Origin of the sequence: Paraburkholderia sp., assembly GCF_035656215.1 — a bacterium.
GTDB lineage: Bacteria > Pseudomonadota > Gammaproteobacteria > Burkholderiales > Burkholderiaceae > Paraburkholderia.
This window is the reverse complement of sequence record NZ_DASRSY010000436.1, coordinates 1-16,699: the sequence shown is the minus strand read 5'-3', so window position 1 is coordinate 16,699 and position 16,699 is coordinate 1. Positions and strand designations below refer to the sequence as shown.

15 protein-coding genes and 1 pseudogene are annotated in these 16,699 nt (G+C 61.7%); 7 read left to right on the top strand and 9 right to left on the bottom strand.

What is annotated here, in order from left to right:
* A pseudogene (locus VFE81_RS25630) lies at positions 1-211 on the top strand (tetratricopeptide repeat protein); the annotation flags it as partial.
* 102 nt (positions 212-313) lie between these two features.
* On the opposite strand, the gene VFE81_RS25625 reads toward VFE81_RS25630, so the two are convergent.
* Positions 314-1,000: a TetR family transcriptional regulator gene (locus VFE81_RS25625; protein WP_325047260.1), complete on the bottom strand. Its 687-nt coding sequence runs from the start codon at positions 998-1,000 to the stop codon at positions 314-316.
* A 146-nt stretch (positions 1,001-1,146) separates the two neighbouring features.
* Here VFE81_RS25625 and VFE81_RS25620 point away from each other — a divergent pair, with 146 nt between their 5' ends.
* Together VFE81_RS25620 and VFE81_RS25615 are read left to right on the top strand one after the other, a co-directional pair.
* Positions 1,147-2,001, top strand: a complete 855-nt coding sequence (locus tag VFE81_RS25620) for an NAD(P)/FAD-dependent oxidoreductase (protein ID WP_325047259.1) — start codon at positions 1,147-1,149, stop codon at positions 1,999-2,001.
* Positions 2,002-2,140: 139 nt separating this feature from the next.
* Positions 2,141-3,130 carry an alpha/beta hydrolase gene (locus VFE81_RS25615; RefSeq protein ID WP_325047258.1) on the top strand — a complete coding sequence of 330 codons (990 nt, stop codon included), beginning with the start codon at positions 2,141-2,143 and terminating at the stop codon, positions 3,128-3,130.
* Positions 3,131-3,181: 51 nt separating this feature from the next.
* Here VFE81_RS25615 and VFE81_RS25610 read toward each other — a convergent pair whose 3' ends face one another.
* Positions 3,182-3,865, bottom strand: a complete 684-nt coding sequence (locus VFE81_RS25610; protein WP_325047257.1) for a hypothetical protein — start codon at positions 3,863-3,865, stop codon at positions 3,182-3,184.
* Entirely contained in the window at positions 3,862-5,268 is a 1,407-nt protein-coding gene (locus VFE81_RS25605; RefSeq protein WP_325047256.1) for a selenium-binding protein SBP56-related protein, read from the bottom strand. Before VFE81_RS25605 ends, VFE81_RS25610 begins: the two co-directional genes overlap by 4 nt.
* A 687-nt stretch (positions 5,269-5,955) precedes the next feature.
* On the opposite strand from VFE81_RS25605, the gene VFE81_RS25600 reads away from it, so the two are divergent.
* Positions 5,956-7,359, top strand: coding sequence for a methyl-accepting chemotaxis protein (locus VFE81_RS25600; protein WP_325047255.1), 1,404 nt, complete (start codon positions 5,956-5,958; stop codon positions 7,357-7,359).
* A 52-nt stretch (positions 7,360-7,411) separates the two neighbouring features.
* Here VFE81_RS25600 and VFE81_RS25595 read toward each other — a convergent pair whose 3' ends face one another.
* From VFE81_RS25595 to VFE81_RS25580, 4 genes are all read right to left on the bottom strand, one after another.
* Positions 7,412-8,230, bottom strand: a complete 819-nt coding sequence (locus VFE81_RS25595; RefSeq protein WP_325047254.1) for an ABC transporter permease subunit — start codon at positions 8,228-8,230, stop codon at positions 7,412-7,414.
* Positions 8,230-9,159 (bottom strand): ABC transporter permease subunit, encoded by a 930-nt coding sequence (locus VFE81_RS25590; RefSeq protein WP_325047253.1) that lies wholly within the window; start codon positions 9,157-9,159, stop codon positions 8,230-8,232. The genes VFE81_RS25595 and VFE81_RS25590 overlap by 1 nt, the downstream gene beginning before the upstream one ends.
* On the bottom strand, positions 9,156-10,322 hold the full coding sequence (locus VFE81_RS25585; RefSeq protein WP_325047252.1) for an ABC transporter ATP-binding protein: 1,167 nt from the start codon (positions 10,320-10,322) through the stop codon (positions 9,156-9,158). The genes VFE81_RS25590 and VFE81_RS25585 overlap by 4 nt, the downstream gene beginning before the upstream one ends.
* Positions 10,323-10,414: 92 nt before the next feature.
* Positions 10,415-11,515, bottom strand: a complete 1,101-nt coding sequence (locus VFE81_RS25580; RefSeq protein WP_325047251.1) for a polyamine ABC transporter substrate-binding protein — start codon at positions 11,513-11,515, stop codon at positions 10,415-10,417.
* A gap of 509 nt (positions 11,516-12,024) precedes the next feature.
* Here VFE81_RS25580 and VFE81_RS25575 point away from each other — a divergent pair.
* From VFE81_RS25575 to VFE81_RS25565, 3 genes are all read left to right on the top strand, one after another.
* Positions 12,025-13,329, top strand: coding sequence for an Nramp family divalent metal transporter (locus VFE81_RS25575; protein WP_325047250.1), 1,305 nt, complete (start codon positions 12,025-12,027; stop codon positions 13,327-13,329).
* 138 nt (positions 13,330-13,467) lie between these two features.
* Positions 13,468-14,805, top strand: coding sequence for a phospholipase A (locus VFE81_RS25570; RefSeq protein ID WP_325047249.1), 1,338 nt, complete (start codon positions 13,468-13,470; stop codon positions 14,803-14,805).
* 145 nt (positions 14,806-14,950) lie between these two features.
* Positions 14,951-15,154 (top strand): DUF1289 domain-containing protein, encoded by a 204-nt coding sequence (locus tag VFE81_RS25565; protein WP_325047248.1) that lies wholly within the window; start codon positions 14,951-14,953, stop codon positions 15,152-15,154.
* A 130-nt stretch (positions 15,155-15,284) separates the two neighbouring features.
* Here the strand turns inward: VFE81_RS25565 and VFE81_RS25560 are convergent, their stop codons facing one another.
* A complete protein-coding gene (locus VFE81_RS25560) occupies positions 15,285-15,836 on the bottom strand; it encodes an OmpW/AlkL family protein (protein WP_414695659.1) in 552 nt (183 codons plus the stop codon).
* 175 nt (positions 15,837-16,011) lie between these two features.
* The coding region (locus tag VFE81_RS25555; protein WP_325047246.1) for an NAD(P)H-dependent flavin oxidoreductase at positions 16,012-16,699 on the bottom strand (688 nt) is incomplete at its 5' end.

Below are 16,699 nucleotides of genomic sequence, written 5' to 3'. Positions count from 1 at the left end.
CGTGCTGCTCGGCGAGGCGCTGAATTCCGGGCGTGATCGCGTCGTGGAGCGCGACGTGATTGTCGACGATGAAACACGTCGCCGAGGCGGTGACGGCGGTAATGGCGGCGGCCTCGACTTCGGTCAGGGCTCGAACGACTGGAGCGATAACAGCGGCGGTGGCGTCGACATGGGCAGCAACGACGATTCCGGCGGCTGGAGCGATACCTGAGCAACACGGCGCTGCTTGAGATGCAGTCAAGCAAACGCTAATCAATCAGTCTGCAACGAAAACAGGCTCCTGCACGGAGCCTGTTTTTTTATCTCGGCGCCCTTACACCACTGACGCTGGCGCCCTCATCGGCTCATGTTGCGCCAGCAGCACCGAACCTGCAAACAGCCGGACGATGAAACGCTCCGCATACGCGACCAGCGCTTCCCGGCGCGCGGCATCCGCGTCGATATACTCCGCCGACAGATGAAACAGCTGCAACACGATCTGCGTGCAGACTTCGTCGACGGTTGCACGGGCGAGCGTCGGCATCAGGTCCAGTTGCACGACATCGTCCGCCATTTCCGCCGACACCTCGTGAAGGTTCGCCCGCACCGCTTCGCGCAGCGCCGGCGACGTGCCGTGATACTCGGCCAGCGCGCTCAGAAACGCCTCGCGGTTCTCCAACGCAAACGCAAAGAACGCCACGCACGCGCGACGCGGCACGCTCTGCGGCTCGTCGTGCGCGGCCAGCCAGCGCTCGCGCCGCAGCATCGGCCGCAGGCGGCGGCTCACCGATTCGACCGCCTCGCGCGCCAGGTCGTCGAGGGTGTCGAAATGGCGGTAAAACGTGTTGGGATTCAGCCCCGCCTCGCGCGCCAGTTCGCGCAGGCCCAGGCTTGCAAAGCTGCGCCCGCCCGCGGTCAGACGCAACGCGGCTTCGATCAGCTTGCGCTTGCCGGGCGGGGGGTCCTGCCCGGCAAAAGCGCCATGGTCGGCGGCGGACGCCGCTTCGGGGGTGAGTTTCATGAGCTTTCAGTCAGAGCGCGGCTCGCACGTTTAATAGTCGTACTCTAAACGATCTTGACGCGAAGTGTACAGTTGTCTACCCTGCGCGTTATGGTGGTGTAGACATATGTAGACACCCGAATTTTGTCTGGCCCCGGAGACCCGTCGTGACGCCTGCCTCATCCGCCCAACCCGCCACGCCACGCATCGCCATTGTCGGCAGCGGATTTGCGGGCATCGGCATGGCGATCCGCCTGCTGCAGATGGGTATCACGTCGTTCACGATTTACGAGGCCGCCGGCGATATTGGCGGCACGTGGCGCGACAACACCTATCCCGGCGCGGCCTGCGATGTGCCGTCGCATCTGTATTCGTTTTCGTTCGAGCCGAATCCGGCATGGTCGCGCGCGTTCGGCGGCCAGGCGGAGATCTTCGCTTACCTCAAGCATTGCGCGCGCAAATACGGCGTCGATCGTTATGTGCGTTGCAATGCACGCGTGGCAGCGATGCATTTCGATGAAGCGCGGCAAACCTGGCAAGTCGACATCGATTCGAACGGCGCACGCGAAAGTATCGAGGCCGATGACGTGGGCGCGCCGTTCGACGTGACCGGCCTCGACGGCGCGGATCTCGGCGCGATGTGGTTACGCGACGGGCCGGAGGCCTACCTCGGCACCAGCATCGCCAACTTCCCCAACTTCTTCATGATCGTCGGTCCGAACACCGGGCTGGGTCATAACTCGATGATCTACATGATCGAGTCGCAAGTGCAGTACATCGCCGATTGCCTGCGCGTATTGCGCCGACGCAAGGCTCGCACGATGAACCTGCGGCCCGACGTCCAGCGCGATTTCAACAAGCGTCTGCAGAAGGAGATGCAGCACTCCGTGTGGGTCAGCGGCTGCCATAGCTGGTATCAGACGAAGAGCGGCAAGGTCACTGCGCTGTGGCCGGGCTTCACATTCAGTTTTCGCAAACGCACACGGCGTGTGCGGCCACACGATTATCGCTTCGCGCCTTAGAGCGGCGTGCGGCGCTGAGGGGCCGCACGCAACGCGGATACTGTGCTGTGCTGTGCTGTGCTGTGCTGTGCTGTGCTGTGCTGCTGAGGCTGAGGCTGAGCAGAAGCGATCTAACTCGAACTAAAGGGAGACAACAACCATGGCAAGCATCGAATCCGCGACACCCGCATCAACAGCACCACTGCCGCCCCGCTCGCTCGCCGCGCGCCTCGGGATTACCAGCGTGCCGCGTACCGAATTGCAGCGGCGCTACACACAAAGCGGTTCGAAGTTCATCAAGATCATGGGCGCCGACGTGCACTACGTCGATGAAGGCAGCGGCGACACGATCGTGATGATTCACGGTTTCGCGTCTTCGTTGCATACGTGGAATCGCGTCGCCGACGAACTCAAGCGCGAGCATCGCGTGATCCGCCTCGATCTGCCGCCCTTCGGCGTGACCGGACCGCTGCGCTTGAGCTCCGGTGAAATCGAAACAATGAATCTGCCGACCTACCGGCGTTTCATCGATACGTTCATGCAAACACTCGACATCTCGCGCGCGACGCTGATCGGTAACTCGCTCGGCGGCCTGATTTCGTGGGATTACGCGATACGTCATCGCGAAGCCGTCGAACGGCTCGTATTAATCGACTCGGCCGGTTTCCCGATGAAGCTGCCGATTTATATCGGCCTCTTCAATAGTGCGCTGGTGCGGGTCAGTTCGCCGTGGTGGCTGCCCGAAGTCATTATCAAAAGCGCGGTGCGCAACGTGTATGGCGATCCGCGCAAGATCGATGCGGTGACGTTGCGGCGTTACGTCGAGTTCTTCCATGGCGAAGGCACGCGTGAGGCAATCGGCAAGATGGTGCCGACGCTCGACTTCAAGGACGTCGATACCGACGTACTGAAGACGCTGAACGTGCCGTCGCTGGTTCTGTGGGGCGCGAAGGATCGCTGGATTCCGACGGCGCACGCGGCCGAATTTGCGAGCCGCATTCCGGGTGCGAAATCGGTGATGTACCCCGGGCTCGGTCACATTCCGATGGAAGAAGCGCCTGAGCGCGTGATGGCCGATCTGCGCGCGTTTCTCGACGCGAGCGCCGCGACTGCGCCGGTAACGGGAAGCGCGGCGCACGTCTCCCGCTGATTTATACAGACCCAGGGCGCGATGTCGTGTGGCGCCGCAAGCCAACGGCTATCACCCCTCGCCGCCTGGTAACGCGGTATTGACCGCCAATGAGAGCGTGCCCACCAGGATGAGGCTCGCTGCCCAGACTGCGTCCAGATTAAACCAGCTCCGCGACACGAACTTCAGCCCCAGGTAGCGGTAGACCAACCAGGCCATGAGTCCGCCGACCAAGATCATGGCGGTGGCATGGACGCCGGACACGAGCAGCGCCATGCCCAGATTGGCGTCGATCAGGGCCCGCGCGGCCTGGTGCCCTTGACCCATGTCGTAGGACCGGCAAAGGCCGAGGTAGATCGGTACAAGCATCAGTCCCGCGCCGTGCGCGATAGCAACGGCGAAGGACCAGAGCGCGAGCCGCGACGGTGGGATCCGCGCGAGTACACGCGGATGGCGCCGCCAGATCAGAAGGAAGACACCAAAGCCGATGACCAGCACGCTCGCGCCGATCTGGATCTCGCGCTGCCAGGCGAGCAGGATCGCAAGCATGGCGAAGGGCACCATCATCAGGAACATGGCCAATACGTGCCCCGCCGCGAGAAATAAGAGCGTGGAGAAGAGCGCCCGTGCACGCCTGTCCATCAGCCCGCTCGAAACGGCGAGCGGCCATCCCATTGCCGGGTTGAGCCCGTGATAGAGACCACTCGCCGCGACGGCTAACCAGAGGCCGGTCTGCGGCCAGCCGCCCCCAATCAAGTCCCCACCGACGGGTAGCAGAACGAATCGGTCGAGCAGTCTCCGCCTTCGAGCCGGATCTGGTGAGCCCGGTATCCGTCGGGAAAGTCTACCCAGTAATCGTCGGCCAGCGCGAGGCCGCCGCCAGGCTCAGCCCGGGCCATGACCTGCGCCGCGGGCACACCGTCCGGATAGAACTGGTTGTCCCACGTCGAGTAGAGCGAGTTGGTCCAGTAGACCCGCTTCCCGTCGCGGCTGATCTCGACCATCTGCGGACCACCCGCAAAGGTTTTACCGTTCGGATGGGGCGTGCGCCGTACGATTCCGCCGATGTGGACCGACCCTGTGAGCTTCGGTTTCCGGGGTTCCGTCACGTCGTACTGGCGCATCTCGCCGGTTCCCCAGCAGGCGACGTACAGGAATTTGTCGTCGATGGAGAGATCGATATCGGTGACGAGCGGCGGCACCGCACCGAATCCCTGAAGCAACGGTGGAAGCAGTTCCGTGGCTGCGGGCTCCGGCGGAATGGTCGCGGTCTTCTCGATGTGAAACTGCTCTCCCTCCCGCCACCAGGTCCAGATCGACCCTTCAAGGTTCGTCGTGTCGACCACCACGCCGATGAACCCGTACTCCCGGCTGGGATCGTGCGCAGGCCGCACTTCAAGCGCCATCTGGTGGTTCGCGCCGAGGTCGATCGTCTGTACGTTGCGCCTCGCCCGCAGATCCCAGAAGTGGATGTGGTGCCCATACTTGTTCGATAGAAGATCTTCGGGGACGATCCCATTCTCGAATTGCGGCGGCAACGCCCACTCGCTCGACACCATGTAGTCGCGCGGCAGGTTCCACCAGAAATCGTAGTGCTTCTCCTGCGGTCCACGGTCGATCTCCCAGCGGCCGAGGACATCGAACGTCTCGCAGTCCATGATGAAGATGCCCGGAGGGCCGTCTGTGCCATCCTTCCCACCACCCCCGAGGGTGCTGACGTAGATGCCTTCAGGCCCGCAATGGACCGTGTGTGGACGCGAGTAGCCTGTCTTGCGGAAGATTTCCTCAGGTTCGATGATCTTGTGGATTCGCGCCTGGGTCGGATGGGGCTTAGTGTCCACGATGTAGATGCGCGAGGAGCGCATCCCCGGGATGATCAGATAGCGTCGTTCGAGGAAGGCGTGGCCGGTCAGCGGCGACAGTGACGAGGAGCAAGCATTCCATCCGAAGTGATGGAATTCGTCCCCCTTGTTCGGCACCGGCACCGTGTGAACCACCTGGCTGTAGGTCGGCGATCCGGGCTTCACATCGATCACGGCAAGCGCGTCGGGCTGCGAGAAATCAGGGCTGAGCAGCAGCGTGTAGGCGAAGTCTTCCGCTGGCGCATCCATCGCGAGTTTCGGCGATGCGTGGAACGTGGGATCTGGGCGCATTCCCATGACGGTGCTCTCCTGGGTTATGTGGTTCGGAGCGCAAGACATCCGAGCATTCATTAACCTTATCGGGCGCTGTTTTCAGATTAAAGACTCTCGTCAGTCTGCCAACATTGCACGTAAGACACGCGCCGCATGCGGCGCGCCCGGGGACCGAAGGGAGTGCAATTCAATCAGGATTATGCGCCTCTCCGAACATTCTGCATGAGAGCGGCGGCAGCCCGGTATTGACCAGCTGCTTCGACCGGCTCCAGTCCAACACGTCAATGGTAAGCAGCCAGTCATCGAGCGCGGCTCACGACGATGCTCAACCGCCGCCGAGCAAACGCAGCAGGGCCCAAAGAAATTTGCAGAGCATCACGATCAGCTCCCACAGGTGGGAGAGTTGCTGCCAGCCTGAAACGCGCGCGAAGGAGTCGATCATGGTCCGTTGGTGAGAGGGAGGGCATCGAGAGATGGCTGGCACAGCCACTTGCGGGGCCGAGCCTGTCTCGGGGCTGGTTGTCGCACGCGTGCAGTGCAGCGCACCGGACTGTGCCAGCGCCCTGCCGGATCCCACATCATAACGACCACGGGATACCCCGTATCAAGTTGTTTGCCAGTTTGCCGTCAATACGTCGAGAAGCCGCGGCATCCGTGCTGGATGAGCGCGCTCATTGACTCTGCTAACCGCGCCATCAAGGAGACACCACCATGACGCGTTTCAGCTTCCGCCGGGCTGCCCGTTCGCAGACGGTGGTCGGCGATATTGCCGCGCAAGCCGGCAAACTGGGCATTGAAATCTGCGACGTATCGGGCCACGTCGAAGAAGTGGCCGCGCGCGTGCAGCACCAGGCGCAGGTATGCCGTGCGCTGCGCGAATCTGCTGCCGTGACGCTGGCTGGGAACCACCGCATCGCCGCCGCTGCGCGCGAAATGCGCAACGTATCGGCTGAAGCCGCGACCAGCGTGCAGGAATCGCAGCAGACGCTGGAAGCGTCGCTCGCCGACATCCATGGACTGGTGGAAGGCGTGACGGTGATCGAGAGTCAGATCGGCGCGCTGCGCAGCGCGTTGGCGCATGTGAGCCGCGTCTCCGAGGAGATTTCGCTGATCGCCCGCCAGACGCATTTGCTGGCGCTGAATGCCGCGATCGAAGCCGCGCGCGCCGGCGACTCCGGCAAGAGTTTCGCGGTGGTGGCTGCCGAGGTGAAGAACCTGTCGGCGAAGACCGCGCAGGCGACCGGCCAGATCGAGAAGACGCTGGCGCAACTCACTCAGCAAACCGAACAGTTGATCAGCGAGGGTTCAGTGAATACCGCTCGGGCGCACAGGGTACGGGAAGGCACGCGCAAGATCGGCGACGTCGTGCACGCGACAGGCGATGCGATTACGCAACTCAACGACGAGGCTGGGGAGATCGCCGCATTGACCGGCGAGATCGAAACGCAATGTAACGGGCTTGAGGCGCAGGTGCTGGAGATGGCAAGCGGCGTCGAAGATTCGAGCGAGAACTTCGCGCAGGCGAAGGACCGGCTGGGGAATTTGCTCGGCGTGTCCGAGACGTTGATCGAGTTGACTGCGGCAACCGGGGTCGAGACGACGGACACGCCGTTTATCGACGCCGTGCAGCGGGCCGCGGCCACAGTGGGCAAGGTGTTCGAAACGGCCATCGCTCGAGGCGAAGTGTCGATTGATGATCTGTTCGATCAGCGTTATGTGCCCGTTGCAGGAAGCAATCCGGCTCAGTTCGTCACCCGGTTTACGGCTTTTACTGATCGGGTTTTGCCGGCGATTCAGGAGCCGCTACTCGGGCTCGATCCGCGCGTGGCGTTTTGCGCCGCCGTCGATGCGCGCGGTTATCTTCCGACTCACAATCTGAAGTTTTCTTTGCCGCAGCGCGAGGATGTGGTCTGGAATATGGCTAATTGCCGGAACCGGCGGATGTTCGATGATCGTACGGGGATTGCGGCTGCCTCGCATACCAAGAAGTTTCTGTTGCAGACTTATCGTCGCGATATGGGCGGTGGGCAATTTGTTTTGATGAAGGATGCGTCGGCGCCAGTGTTTGTTGCCGGCCGGCATTGGGGTGGGATTCGGATCGGGTACAAGGTTTGAGGGGGTGTTTGCCTGCGCGGCGGCATTGCCTGCACGCCGCGAAGGGCAAAAACTAGACAGCCATGATGGATCGCTTCCTTTCCGCCCGCTGCATAAAATAATTAGCAGCCACAACACCAACCGTAACCACAGCAATAAACAACGTAGCCAGCGCATTCATCTCAGGATTCAACCCCAGCCGAACGCGAGAGAAAACAACCAGCGGCAGCGTAGTCGATCCTGGCCCGGACAAAAACGCCGACAAAACCAGATCGTCGATGGACAAGGTAAACGACAACAACCACCCAGAAACCAGAGCCTGCGAAATCAACGGCAACGTGATAAAGAAAAACACCCGAAGCGGCGTAGCCCCAAGATCAAGCGCGGCTTCCTCAAGCGAAGGATGCAACTCCTTCACACGTGACTGCACGATGATGGCCACATAAGAAATACACAACATCACGTGCCCGATCCAGATCGTGAAAATGCCACGCCCGGCGGGCCATCCCAACCACTTGGCCATTTCGATAAACAACAGCAGCAACGAGATCCCCTGAATCACCTCGGGAATCACCAGCGGTGCATTGATCATCCCAGTGTAAAGCGTAAATCCACGAAACCGCCCCATCCGTGCCAAAACAAACCCGGCCCACGTACCGATAATCACCGACGCAAACGCCGTCAGCAACGCCACGCGCAACGACAACCACGCAGCCGCAATCAACTCGTCGTCCTGCAACAACGCCGCATACCAGCGCGTAGAAAACCGCGTCCATACCGTGACCAGCTGCGATTCGTTGAACGAATACACAATCAGACTCACGATCGGAATGTAGAGAAACAGAAACCCGATCCCCAAGGCAATAAACTGCAAAATCCGGTTCGGCTTCATCAGCGCCTTTCCTCCATCGCCTTCGCCTGCGCGTACTGGAAAAACGCCATCGGCACCAATAACAACACCACCATCGCGCACGTCACGGCAGACGCCATCGGCCAATCGGCATTGTCGAAGAACTCATTCCACATCACGCGGCCAATCATCAGCGTGTTCGCGCCACCCAGCAATTCCGGAATCACGTACTCGCCTACCGCCGGAATGAACACCAGCAAACAACCGGCAATGATGCCGTTCTTCGACAGCGGCAGGGTGATCTGCCAGAACGCCCGCCAAGGCTTCGCGCCGAGGTCGTAGGCGGCTTCCAGCAATGTCATGTCCATCTTCACCAGATGCGCGTACAAAGGCATCACGAGGAACGGCAGATACGAATACACCATGCCGATATAAACCGCGGTGTTCGTGTGATAAAGCTCGATCGGCGTATGGATCAGCCCGATCGACATCAGGAAGTTGTTCAGCAAACCATTATTCTTCAGGATGCCGATCCATGCATACACGCGAATCAGAAATGACGTCCAGAACGGCAGCATCACAGCCATCATCAGCAGATTGCGGCTCGCCGGATTCGATCGCGCAATGTAGTACGCCATCGGATAACCGATCAGCAAACACAGCAACGTGGATATGCCCGCGACCACCACCGAATTCACATAAGTCGCGAAGTACAGGCTGTCGGTCAACAGAAACGCGTAATGCGACAGGTCCAGCGCGACGTGAACCACACCATCCGTGAACGTGGTGAGTTCCGTATAGGGTGGAATGCCAAGCTGCAAATCCGCGAAGCTGATCTTCACAACCAGCAGGAACGGCACAAGGAAAAACAGCAGCAGCCAGATGAACGGACCGGCCACTACCGCGGTGCGGCCAGTCAGATTGAAACGGCGTACCGGCCACGATGCAAGGGAACTGATCGAGCGCTTCATGACGTCAGCACCACGCCGGCCGATGCGCTCCAGCGCACATACACTTCGTCGCCCCAGGTAGGCGGATCGATCTCCGTCAACGCAAGGCTCGTTACGTTGGCGATCACCGTTTTGCCGGCGTCGAGCTTCACGTGATACAGCGAATAGCCGCCCATGTAAGCGATATTCGTGACGACGCCCTTGCCCCAGTTGTACGCGCCTTCAGGCGGCTTGCGCGTGAGCGCGATGCGCTCGGGCCGCACCGAGATCGTCACCGGCATGCCGAGCGGCCCGGTAATGCCGTGGCTCACATACAGACGCACCGGCAGCTCGGGCGTTTCGATAAACACGTGATCGGGTTCGTCTTCGACGACGTTGCCGTCGAACAGATTGGTCGAGCCGATGAACTCAGCCGAAAAGCGGCTGTTCGGATATTCGTACACTTCGTGCGGTGTGCCGAGCTGGACGATCTCGCCTTCGCTCATCACGGCGAGGCGGTCCGCCATGGTCATGGCCTCTTCCTGGTCGTGCGTCACCATCATGCAGGTCACGCCGACCCTGTCGAGAATGTTGACCAGTTCGATCTGCGTGCGCTGACGGATCTGCTTGTCGAGCGCGGACATCGGCTCGTCGAGCAACAACAGCTTTGGCCGCTTGACAAGCGAGCGCGCGAGCGCCACACGCTGTTGCTGGCCGCCAGAGAGCTGATGGGGCTTGCGCTTCGCGAAGCGGCCCATCTGCACAAGATCGAGCGCCGTCTGCACGCGGTCTTTCAGTTCCGCCTTCGGCACGCCTTCCTGCTTCAGGCCGAAGGCGACGTTGGCTTCGACCGTCATGTGCGGAAACAGCGCGTACGACTGGAACATCATGTTGACCGGCCGGCGATAAGGCGGCAATTGCGCGAGGTCTTCGCCGTCGATCAGGATCTTGCCCGACGTGATCGATTCGAGGCCGGCCAGCATGCGTAACAAGGTCGATTTACCACAGCCGGAACTGCCGAGCAGCGCGAACAGCTCGCCCTTTTTCACCGACAGGTTGACCCCTTTAACCGCTGCGGTCTCGCCGAACTTCTTCACGATGTCGACGATCTGCACGAAGTTCTCTGCAGCGTCGTCCACTTCGACGTTCAGGCTCGAGGACGGCACGGCGTCCCCTGCCAGTGCGCCCGACTGGTTACTACTCATCACAATGCTTTACTCCGGCGTTTGACGAACAAAGCCCCCGGTGGACACCGAGGGCTTCATGTTGAACCATACCCGTTCACTCTGGCCGCGGATCAGCGGCCGGACTTGAATTCAGTCCACAGCCGCGTTTGCAGCCGCTGGATTTCCGGCGGCAACGGCTTCAGCAGGAACAGGGTCTTGATGACTTCAGGCGGCGGATACACGGCCGGATCGTTCGCCACGTCCTTGTCCACATACTTGCGCGCTTCGAGGTTGGCGCTCGGATAGTAGACGGCGTTGGTGATCGCGGCATGAACCTGCGGCGTTTCGATGTAGTTGATCCACTCGAACGCGGCTTCCTTGTTCTTCGCGTCCTTCGGAATCGCCATCACGTCGAACCACACCGGCGCACCCCCCTTCGGAATGTAGTACTCGACCTTGTACGGCTTCTTCGCTTCGGCCGTGCGATGCTTGGCGATCACGACGTCGCCCGACCAGCCGTACGCGAAGCACACGTCGCCGCCGACCAGGTCATTGATGTAGCCCGACGAATTGAACTGCGTGATGTACGGGCGGATTTTCTTCATCATCTCGAGCGCGGCGCGATAGTCGGCCGGGTTCGTGCTCATCGGATCGCGACCGATGTAGTGCAGCGCGGCGGCGAACATCTGGTCCGGCGCGTCGAGCACGGAGACGCCGCATGCTTTCAGCTTCGAAATGTTTTCCGGCTTGAAGAGGACGTCCCAGCTATCGAGCGGCACGTTTTTGCCGAGAAGCTGCTGCGCCTTGGTGACGTTGTAGCCGAGGCCGGTCGTGCCGTATGCCCAGGGTACCGTGTACTTGTTGCCCGGATCGGCGCCCGCCACGAGGGCCATCAGCGAGGGATCGAGGTACTTCAGGTTCGGCAGCTTCGATTTGTCGAGCGGCGCGAAGATGCCGGCGGCAATCTGCTTGCCGGCGTAATTGCTGGTCGGCACGACGATGTCATAGCCGGAATTGCCGGTGAGGAGCTTGGCTTGCAGCGTGTCGTCGCTGTCGTAGTTGTCGTATTTGACCTGGACGCCCGTCTGCCTGGCGAAGTTCGGAATGGTGTCCTTGGCGATGTAATCGGACCAGTTATATACGTTCAGCTGCGTATCTTTTGCAGCGGCCGTCAACCATGGCGTTGCGCACAAGACCAGCGCCGCCACCTGCCCCACTACCCGTCTTTTCATCCCGTTCTCCGATCCTGACCGGTCCTAGCCGATCGTCTTCACTCACGCCGCGGCACACCGCACGCGGCTCCCCTGAAAAACCCGAAAACTACCATTAATTATTGCGCGCACCAAAAAAAATGCCGGGCTGTCGCGCAAACGGTACAGCGTAAGCCGTGCCGCTACAAAATGGGCGCAATTTTAGCGGGTTATCGGCGCGTGTCTACCCGAAAAAAACACCGGTGGCGGCGTCGGTATTATCCCATTGTCAAGTTGCGCCGGTCTCACCGCACCCGGTTCGCATCGGGGCAGCAGCCGGAAGGCGTTTTTCGCGAATTTTATGCCGTACGGCTGACCTTCGATGCGAGCGTAAGCCACCCGTCGCGCCACGGTGCACAATAGCTCTGAAAGACTCGAAGACGGCGCGGCGCGCGTCACGCAGACGTGCTTTGGCCTCACTGCGTCGCGTGCCGGGTTCGCTGCGGGCACGTCGCTTGCGAGCGGGTGCAGTCTTAAACCTCCAGGCATCGATGAACACGAATCCGTCCGTGTTGCGACCGAACCGCCCCCGGCGTCTGCCGGGTGGAGGACCAGCGCGCCCAGCACACTGGTTTTCGTTCGTCGGTGCCGGGGCGTTGATCGCGGTCGGCTATATCGATCCAGGTAACTGGGCGACAGCACTCGGCGCTGGGGCGGGCTACGGTTACCAGTTGCTGAGCATGGTGCTGCTGGCGAGCCTGATGGCGATGCTGCTGCAGTGGCTGTCGTCGCGGCTGGGCGTGGTGACCGGGCGCGACCTTGCGCAGGTCTGCCGCGAACGCTCGAGCCACCGCGTCACCCTCTTCCTGTGGCTGACCAGCGAGGTCGCAATCATTGCGTGCGACGTCGCCGAGGTGGTCGGCAGCGCCGTCGCATTGCAATTGCTGCTCGGCGTGTCGCTGACGGTCGGCGTGTTGATGTCGGCCGTCTGCACCTTCGCGCTGCTGGCGCTCCAGCAGAAAGGCGGCCGCAAGCTCGAGGCGGTGATCGCGTCGCTGATCGGCTTTGTCGGCCTGTGCTTCGTGATCGAGCTGGCGCTGGCGCGGCCCGACTGGCATGCCGCGCTGGCCGGCACCGCGCCGAGCCTCGACCTGCTGCGCAACGTGGGCATGGTGTGGCTGGCGGCGGGCATCGTCGGTGCCACGGTGATGCCGCACAACCTGTATCTGCATTCGGCGCTCGTCAAGCACCATGCGCCGGAAGGCAGCGACGCCGAGATCAAGGCCGCGTTGCACGTCGTGAACCTCGACACCTTCGGCTCGCTGTCATTTGCCTTCGTGATCAACGCGGCGCTGCTGATCGTGGCGGCGGCGGTGTTTTACGCGAGCGGCCATCGTGACGTCACCGATCTCGCCGACGCCCACCGCCTGATCGCGCCGCTCGTCGGCACGCATTGGGCTGGGATCCTGTTTGCAGCGGCGTTGCTCGCATGCGGCCTGAGCGCGACCGTCACCGGCACGCTGGCCGGTCAGGCCGTGATGGAAGGCTTTCTGCGCCTGCGCCTGCCGCGCTGGAAGCGCGCGCTGCTCACCCGGGCGCTGGCGATCGGGCCGGCGCTCCTTGCGGTCGCGCTGTTCGGCCAGCACGGCTCCAATCAACTGCTGGTGGCAAGCCAGGTGGTGCTGAGCCTGCAATTACCGCTCGCGGTCGTGCCGCTGATCCGCTACACGTCGGACGCCAGCCTGATGCGCGGCTGGCACGTGCGCGGCCTGCCACTCGTGCTGGCCTGGCTGTCGGCTGCGTTCATCGTCATGCTCAACGGCGCGCTGTTGTGGCAGTTGGCGTTCGGCGGATGAAGCAGTTTTCCGGCTGTTCCTTGCATTCAGTTTGCGGATGAAGCCGGTTTGTAAGTATCCTCTTAGTCATTCCCGACGATAGGCGACGCCGCTCGCGGCGCCGTCTCGCTCGCGGTTCTGCTTCCTGGACGACAGCCCATGCGCTTTCACGCTTCGCTAGCCCGCTTCGCCCCCAACACGTCACCCCAAAGTCACCACGCCATCCCGCGCATTTCATGCGCCACGCTCCTGTCCATGCTCGTCGCCATCGGCGCCTTCGCCACCTTTTCGGGCGAGGCCCGCGCTACGGTCGCGATGCTGCAACCCGCGCGCGTGGCCGCGACTAACGAGCCGCTGCAAATCACGCTGCTCTATTCCGCCGACGACACCAAGGCTCTCACCATCACCGTCCCGACGACTATCCGCGTAACCGTGAACGGTGCAGAACAGTCGCCGCAGCCGCTCGACCTGCAACGCGAACCGGGCGTGCCCGACACGCTGCATCTGCGGCCGGGTCAGTTCCGCAAGGTGCGTTTCTCGGCGCCCTGGCCGCAGTCGGCTCGGGGCGAAGTGCGCATCGATCCGGTGGGCTTCGACGCGTCGCCGGCGCTCATCGCGATCAATCGCGGGCCGCAGCAGGACGCCGTCGCCCAGGCAGAGCGGACGGAAAGCCAGGCAAGCACACCGGCACAGGCCGCCGAAACGGCCGCGGCTGTGGACGGCCCGACGGGCGACGCGATGTCGCCTCCCGGCGACTCGCTCTCCACCACCGGGCGCGGTGTGCTCTCGCATGTCTCCTACTACGAGCCGATGTACTTCGCTGCCGGCCACAATGGCGACACGAACGCACGGCTGCAATTGAGCTTCAAATACCGCATCCTGATGCCGGACGATCTGCGCTCGAAGGCTTTTACCGACAACCTGTACTTCGCCTATACGCAGACCTCGATCTGGGATCTGTCCGCCGATTCGCGGCCGTTCCGCGACACCACCTATTCACCGCAGTTGTTCTACTACGTGCCCGACACGGGATGGCACAGCCCGTTTTTCACGCGTATGGGTTTTGCGGCGGGCATCGCGCATGAATCCAACGGCAAGGCGGGCACCGATTCACGCAGCATCAACATGCCCTTTATCCGCCCGACATGGGAATTCGGCGATCTGACAGGCAACCATCTGACCGTCTCGCCGAAAATCTATTACTACCTCGGCACGAGCAACAATCCCGATATCGCCGACTACCGGGGCTATGTCGATCTGCTGGTCAAATACGGCAGCCCGGACGGCTGGCAACTCGCGACCACGTTGCGCAAAGGCACCAAACACTGGTACGGCAGCATCGATTCGCAATTCACTTATCCGCTCGCCAGACTGCTCGGCAGCAAGTGGGGCGGCTACATCTGGGTGGGGTACTTCAACGGCTATGGCGAAGACCTGCTCGACTACAACAACCGGCAACACTGGATGGCGCGAATCGGGTACAGCATTGCGCGCTGAAGGAAAGGATCCGGTTCGGGGGCGAAGTCGGCAATGGATACTGCCAATTGACCATGCATCTGTGCCACGGCGGGCGCGACGCCGAGGTGCGATCGCCGCATCGGTTAACATAGCGGAACTTCGCTTCTCTGCCCCAAGGTTTCCGATGGCTTCGAATCTCCACGATCTTCCCGACAGCCCGTGTATCGGCGTCTGTTCCACGCTTTTCGACGAGGTCTGCAAAGGCTGCGGCCGCAGCGCCACCGAAGTGTCCAACTGGGTGTTCCTGAGCGACGAGGAAAAGCGCGCCGTATGGGTACGCATCGAGCAGGACGGCACTGCCATGCGCTTCAAGAACGACAAGCTGTAATCTCACGGCGGCGCGGCCGCCCGTATAGGGCCCTGCTGCGGGAGAACCCGTCTCCCGATTGGAATTGCAATAAAAAACGCCGGATATTCCGGCGTTTTTCGTTGCGAGCGCTGTTTCTCAAGCATGGAAATCAGAACCGCATACCGACACCCAATCCGACCACGACCGGATCGATATTCAGCCGGCCGAGCGACTGACCGCCGAGCGTTGCGTCGGTGTGCATCCAGATCTTCTTGATGTCCGCGTTGACGAACAGCGACTTGGTCACCTGCACGTCAACACCGGCCTGCAAGGCAGGTCCAAAGCTGTGGTTAGTGATCGAGATCGGCTGACCGCCTGCATTCAGGCCGTTGTTGTAGAACAATGTGTAATTCAAACCCGCACCGACGTACGGACGGATACGCCCCGCGTGGTTGAAGTGATATTGCAACAGCAGCGTGGGCGGTAACACGTTCACACCACCAAGACTGCCGAGGCTCGAAGTCAACTGATGGCGCGACGTGCCGAGAATCAGCTCGACGCCGAGATAATCGCGGATCATGTAAGTCAGACCCAGTTCCGGCACGATGGCGTTGTTAACGCCCACATTGAGCGCCGACAGCGACTGGTTGGTCCCGACATTCGGCATGATGCTGATTGCGCGCAGACGCACCAGCACGTCGCCGGCGTGTATGCCGTTCATCGGGTCGTCGCCGGCAGCCTGCGCTTGCGGAGCCAGCGCGCCCGCGCATAGCAGGCACGCGGCGATGGCGGCGGTCCTGATTCTGTTCCTGAACGAGTGTTTCATGTGCTTCCCCGAGTGTTTGTTTGCGTGCGGGGATTGTCGAAGGTCTCGTCAGGCTTCACGTTGACCCGTATCAACCAAGCGAGAACGCCCATCGCCCTGCGACAGCGGGTCGCGTCGCGCCGGTCAGGAGCAGTTCAATCAGGTCGTGGACACTGCGAATGGCGGTGCCGAATGGCAAGGCTTCGCGGCCACGAAAGAACAAGCCGTTGGCCACGTCGCCGCGCAATGCGGCGGCAAGCCGCGTGTCGATGCAGAAGTGGCCGAACTTTTCCACACCGTCGCGCCAACCACAAACGCTGAGACATTCGAGCGCTGTCGGGCAGACGTGTTTGAGCGCACCGATCTTCTCGCGGATTCTCGTTTCATGACGCAGATAGCGCATCAGCCACGGCGTCTTGACGGCGCGTGCTGGCAGTCCCGTCACGCTGACGAATTCGACGATGTCGTCGGGCGTGGCTTCGGCCAGCACGCGCTTGAAATTCGGATGGGCATCGCCTTCCTCGGTGACGGCGAACGGCGTGCCGAGTTGCACACCGCCGGCACCAGCGGCCAGTAACGCGCGCACGGCTTCGTGACTATTGATACCGCCCGCGACGATCAAGGGCACGTCTTTGCGGCTCAAACCGAGCGACGTGAATACCGCATCGAGTTCCTCAAGCACACGCAAGAAATCGAAGCGCGGGTCGTGCAGATCGGCGAGGTTGGTCACGCCGAGATGGCCACCTGCGTGGGCCGGATGTTCGATCACGACGGCGTCG

Excerpts from the sequence above, each read along its gene's own strand:
- VFE81_RS25625 (WP_325047260.1), bottom strand. The coding sequence starts at position 1,000 with ATGAAACTCACCCCCGAAGCGGCGTCCGCCGCCGACCATGGCGCTTTT.
- VFE81_RS25615 (WP_325047258.1), top strand. The coding sequence starts at position 2,141 with ATGGCAAGCATCGAATCCGCGACACCCGCATCAACAGCACCACTGCCG.
- VFE81_RS25605 (WP_325047256.1), bottom strand. The coding sequence starts at position 5,268 with ATGGGAATGCGCCCAGATCCCACGTTCCACGCATCGCCGAAACTCGCG.
- VFE81_RS25600 (WP_325047255.1), top strand. The coding sequence starts at position 5,956 with ATGACGCGTTTCAGCTTCCGCCGGGCTGCCCGTTCGCAGACGGTGGTC.
- VFE81_RS25595 (WP_325047254.1), bottom strand. The coding sequence starts at position 8,230 with ATGAAGCCGAACCGGATTTTGCAGTTTATTGCCTTGGGGATCGGGTTT.
- VFE81_RS25590 (WP_325047253.1), bottom strand. The coding sequence starts at position 9,159 with ATGAAGCGCTCGATCAGTTCCCTTGCATCGTGGCCGGTACGCCGTTTC.
- VFE81_RS25585 (WP_325047252.1), bottom strand. The coding sequence starts at position 10,322 with ATGAGTAGTAACCAGTCGGGCGCACTGGCAGGGGACGCCGTGCCGTCC.
- VFE81_RS25580 (WP_325047251.1), bottom strand. The coding sequence starts at position 11,515 with ATGAAAAGACGGGTAGTGGGGCAGGTGGCGGCGCTGGTCTTGTGCGCA.
- VFE81_RS25575 (WP_325047250.1), top strand. The coding sequence starts at position 12,025 with ATGAACACGAATCCGTCCGTGTTGCGACCGAACCGCCCCCGGCGTCTG.
- VFE81_RS25570 (WP_325047249.1), top strand. The coding sequence starts at position 13,468 with ATGCGCTTTCACGCTTCGCTAGCCCGCTTCGCCCCCAACACGTCACCC.
- VFE81_RS25565 (WP_325047248.1), top strand. The coding sequence starts at position 14,951 with ATGGCTTCGAATCTCCACGATCTTCCCGACAGCCCGTGTATCGGCGTC.
- VFE81_RS25560 (WP_414695659.1), bottom strand. The coding sequence starts at position 15,836 with ATGAACGGCATACACGCCGGCGACGTGCTGGTGCGTCTGCGCGCAATC.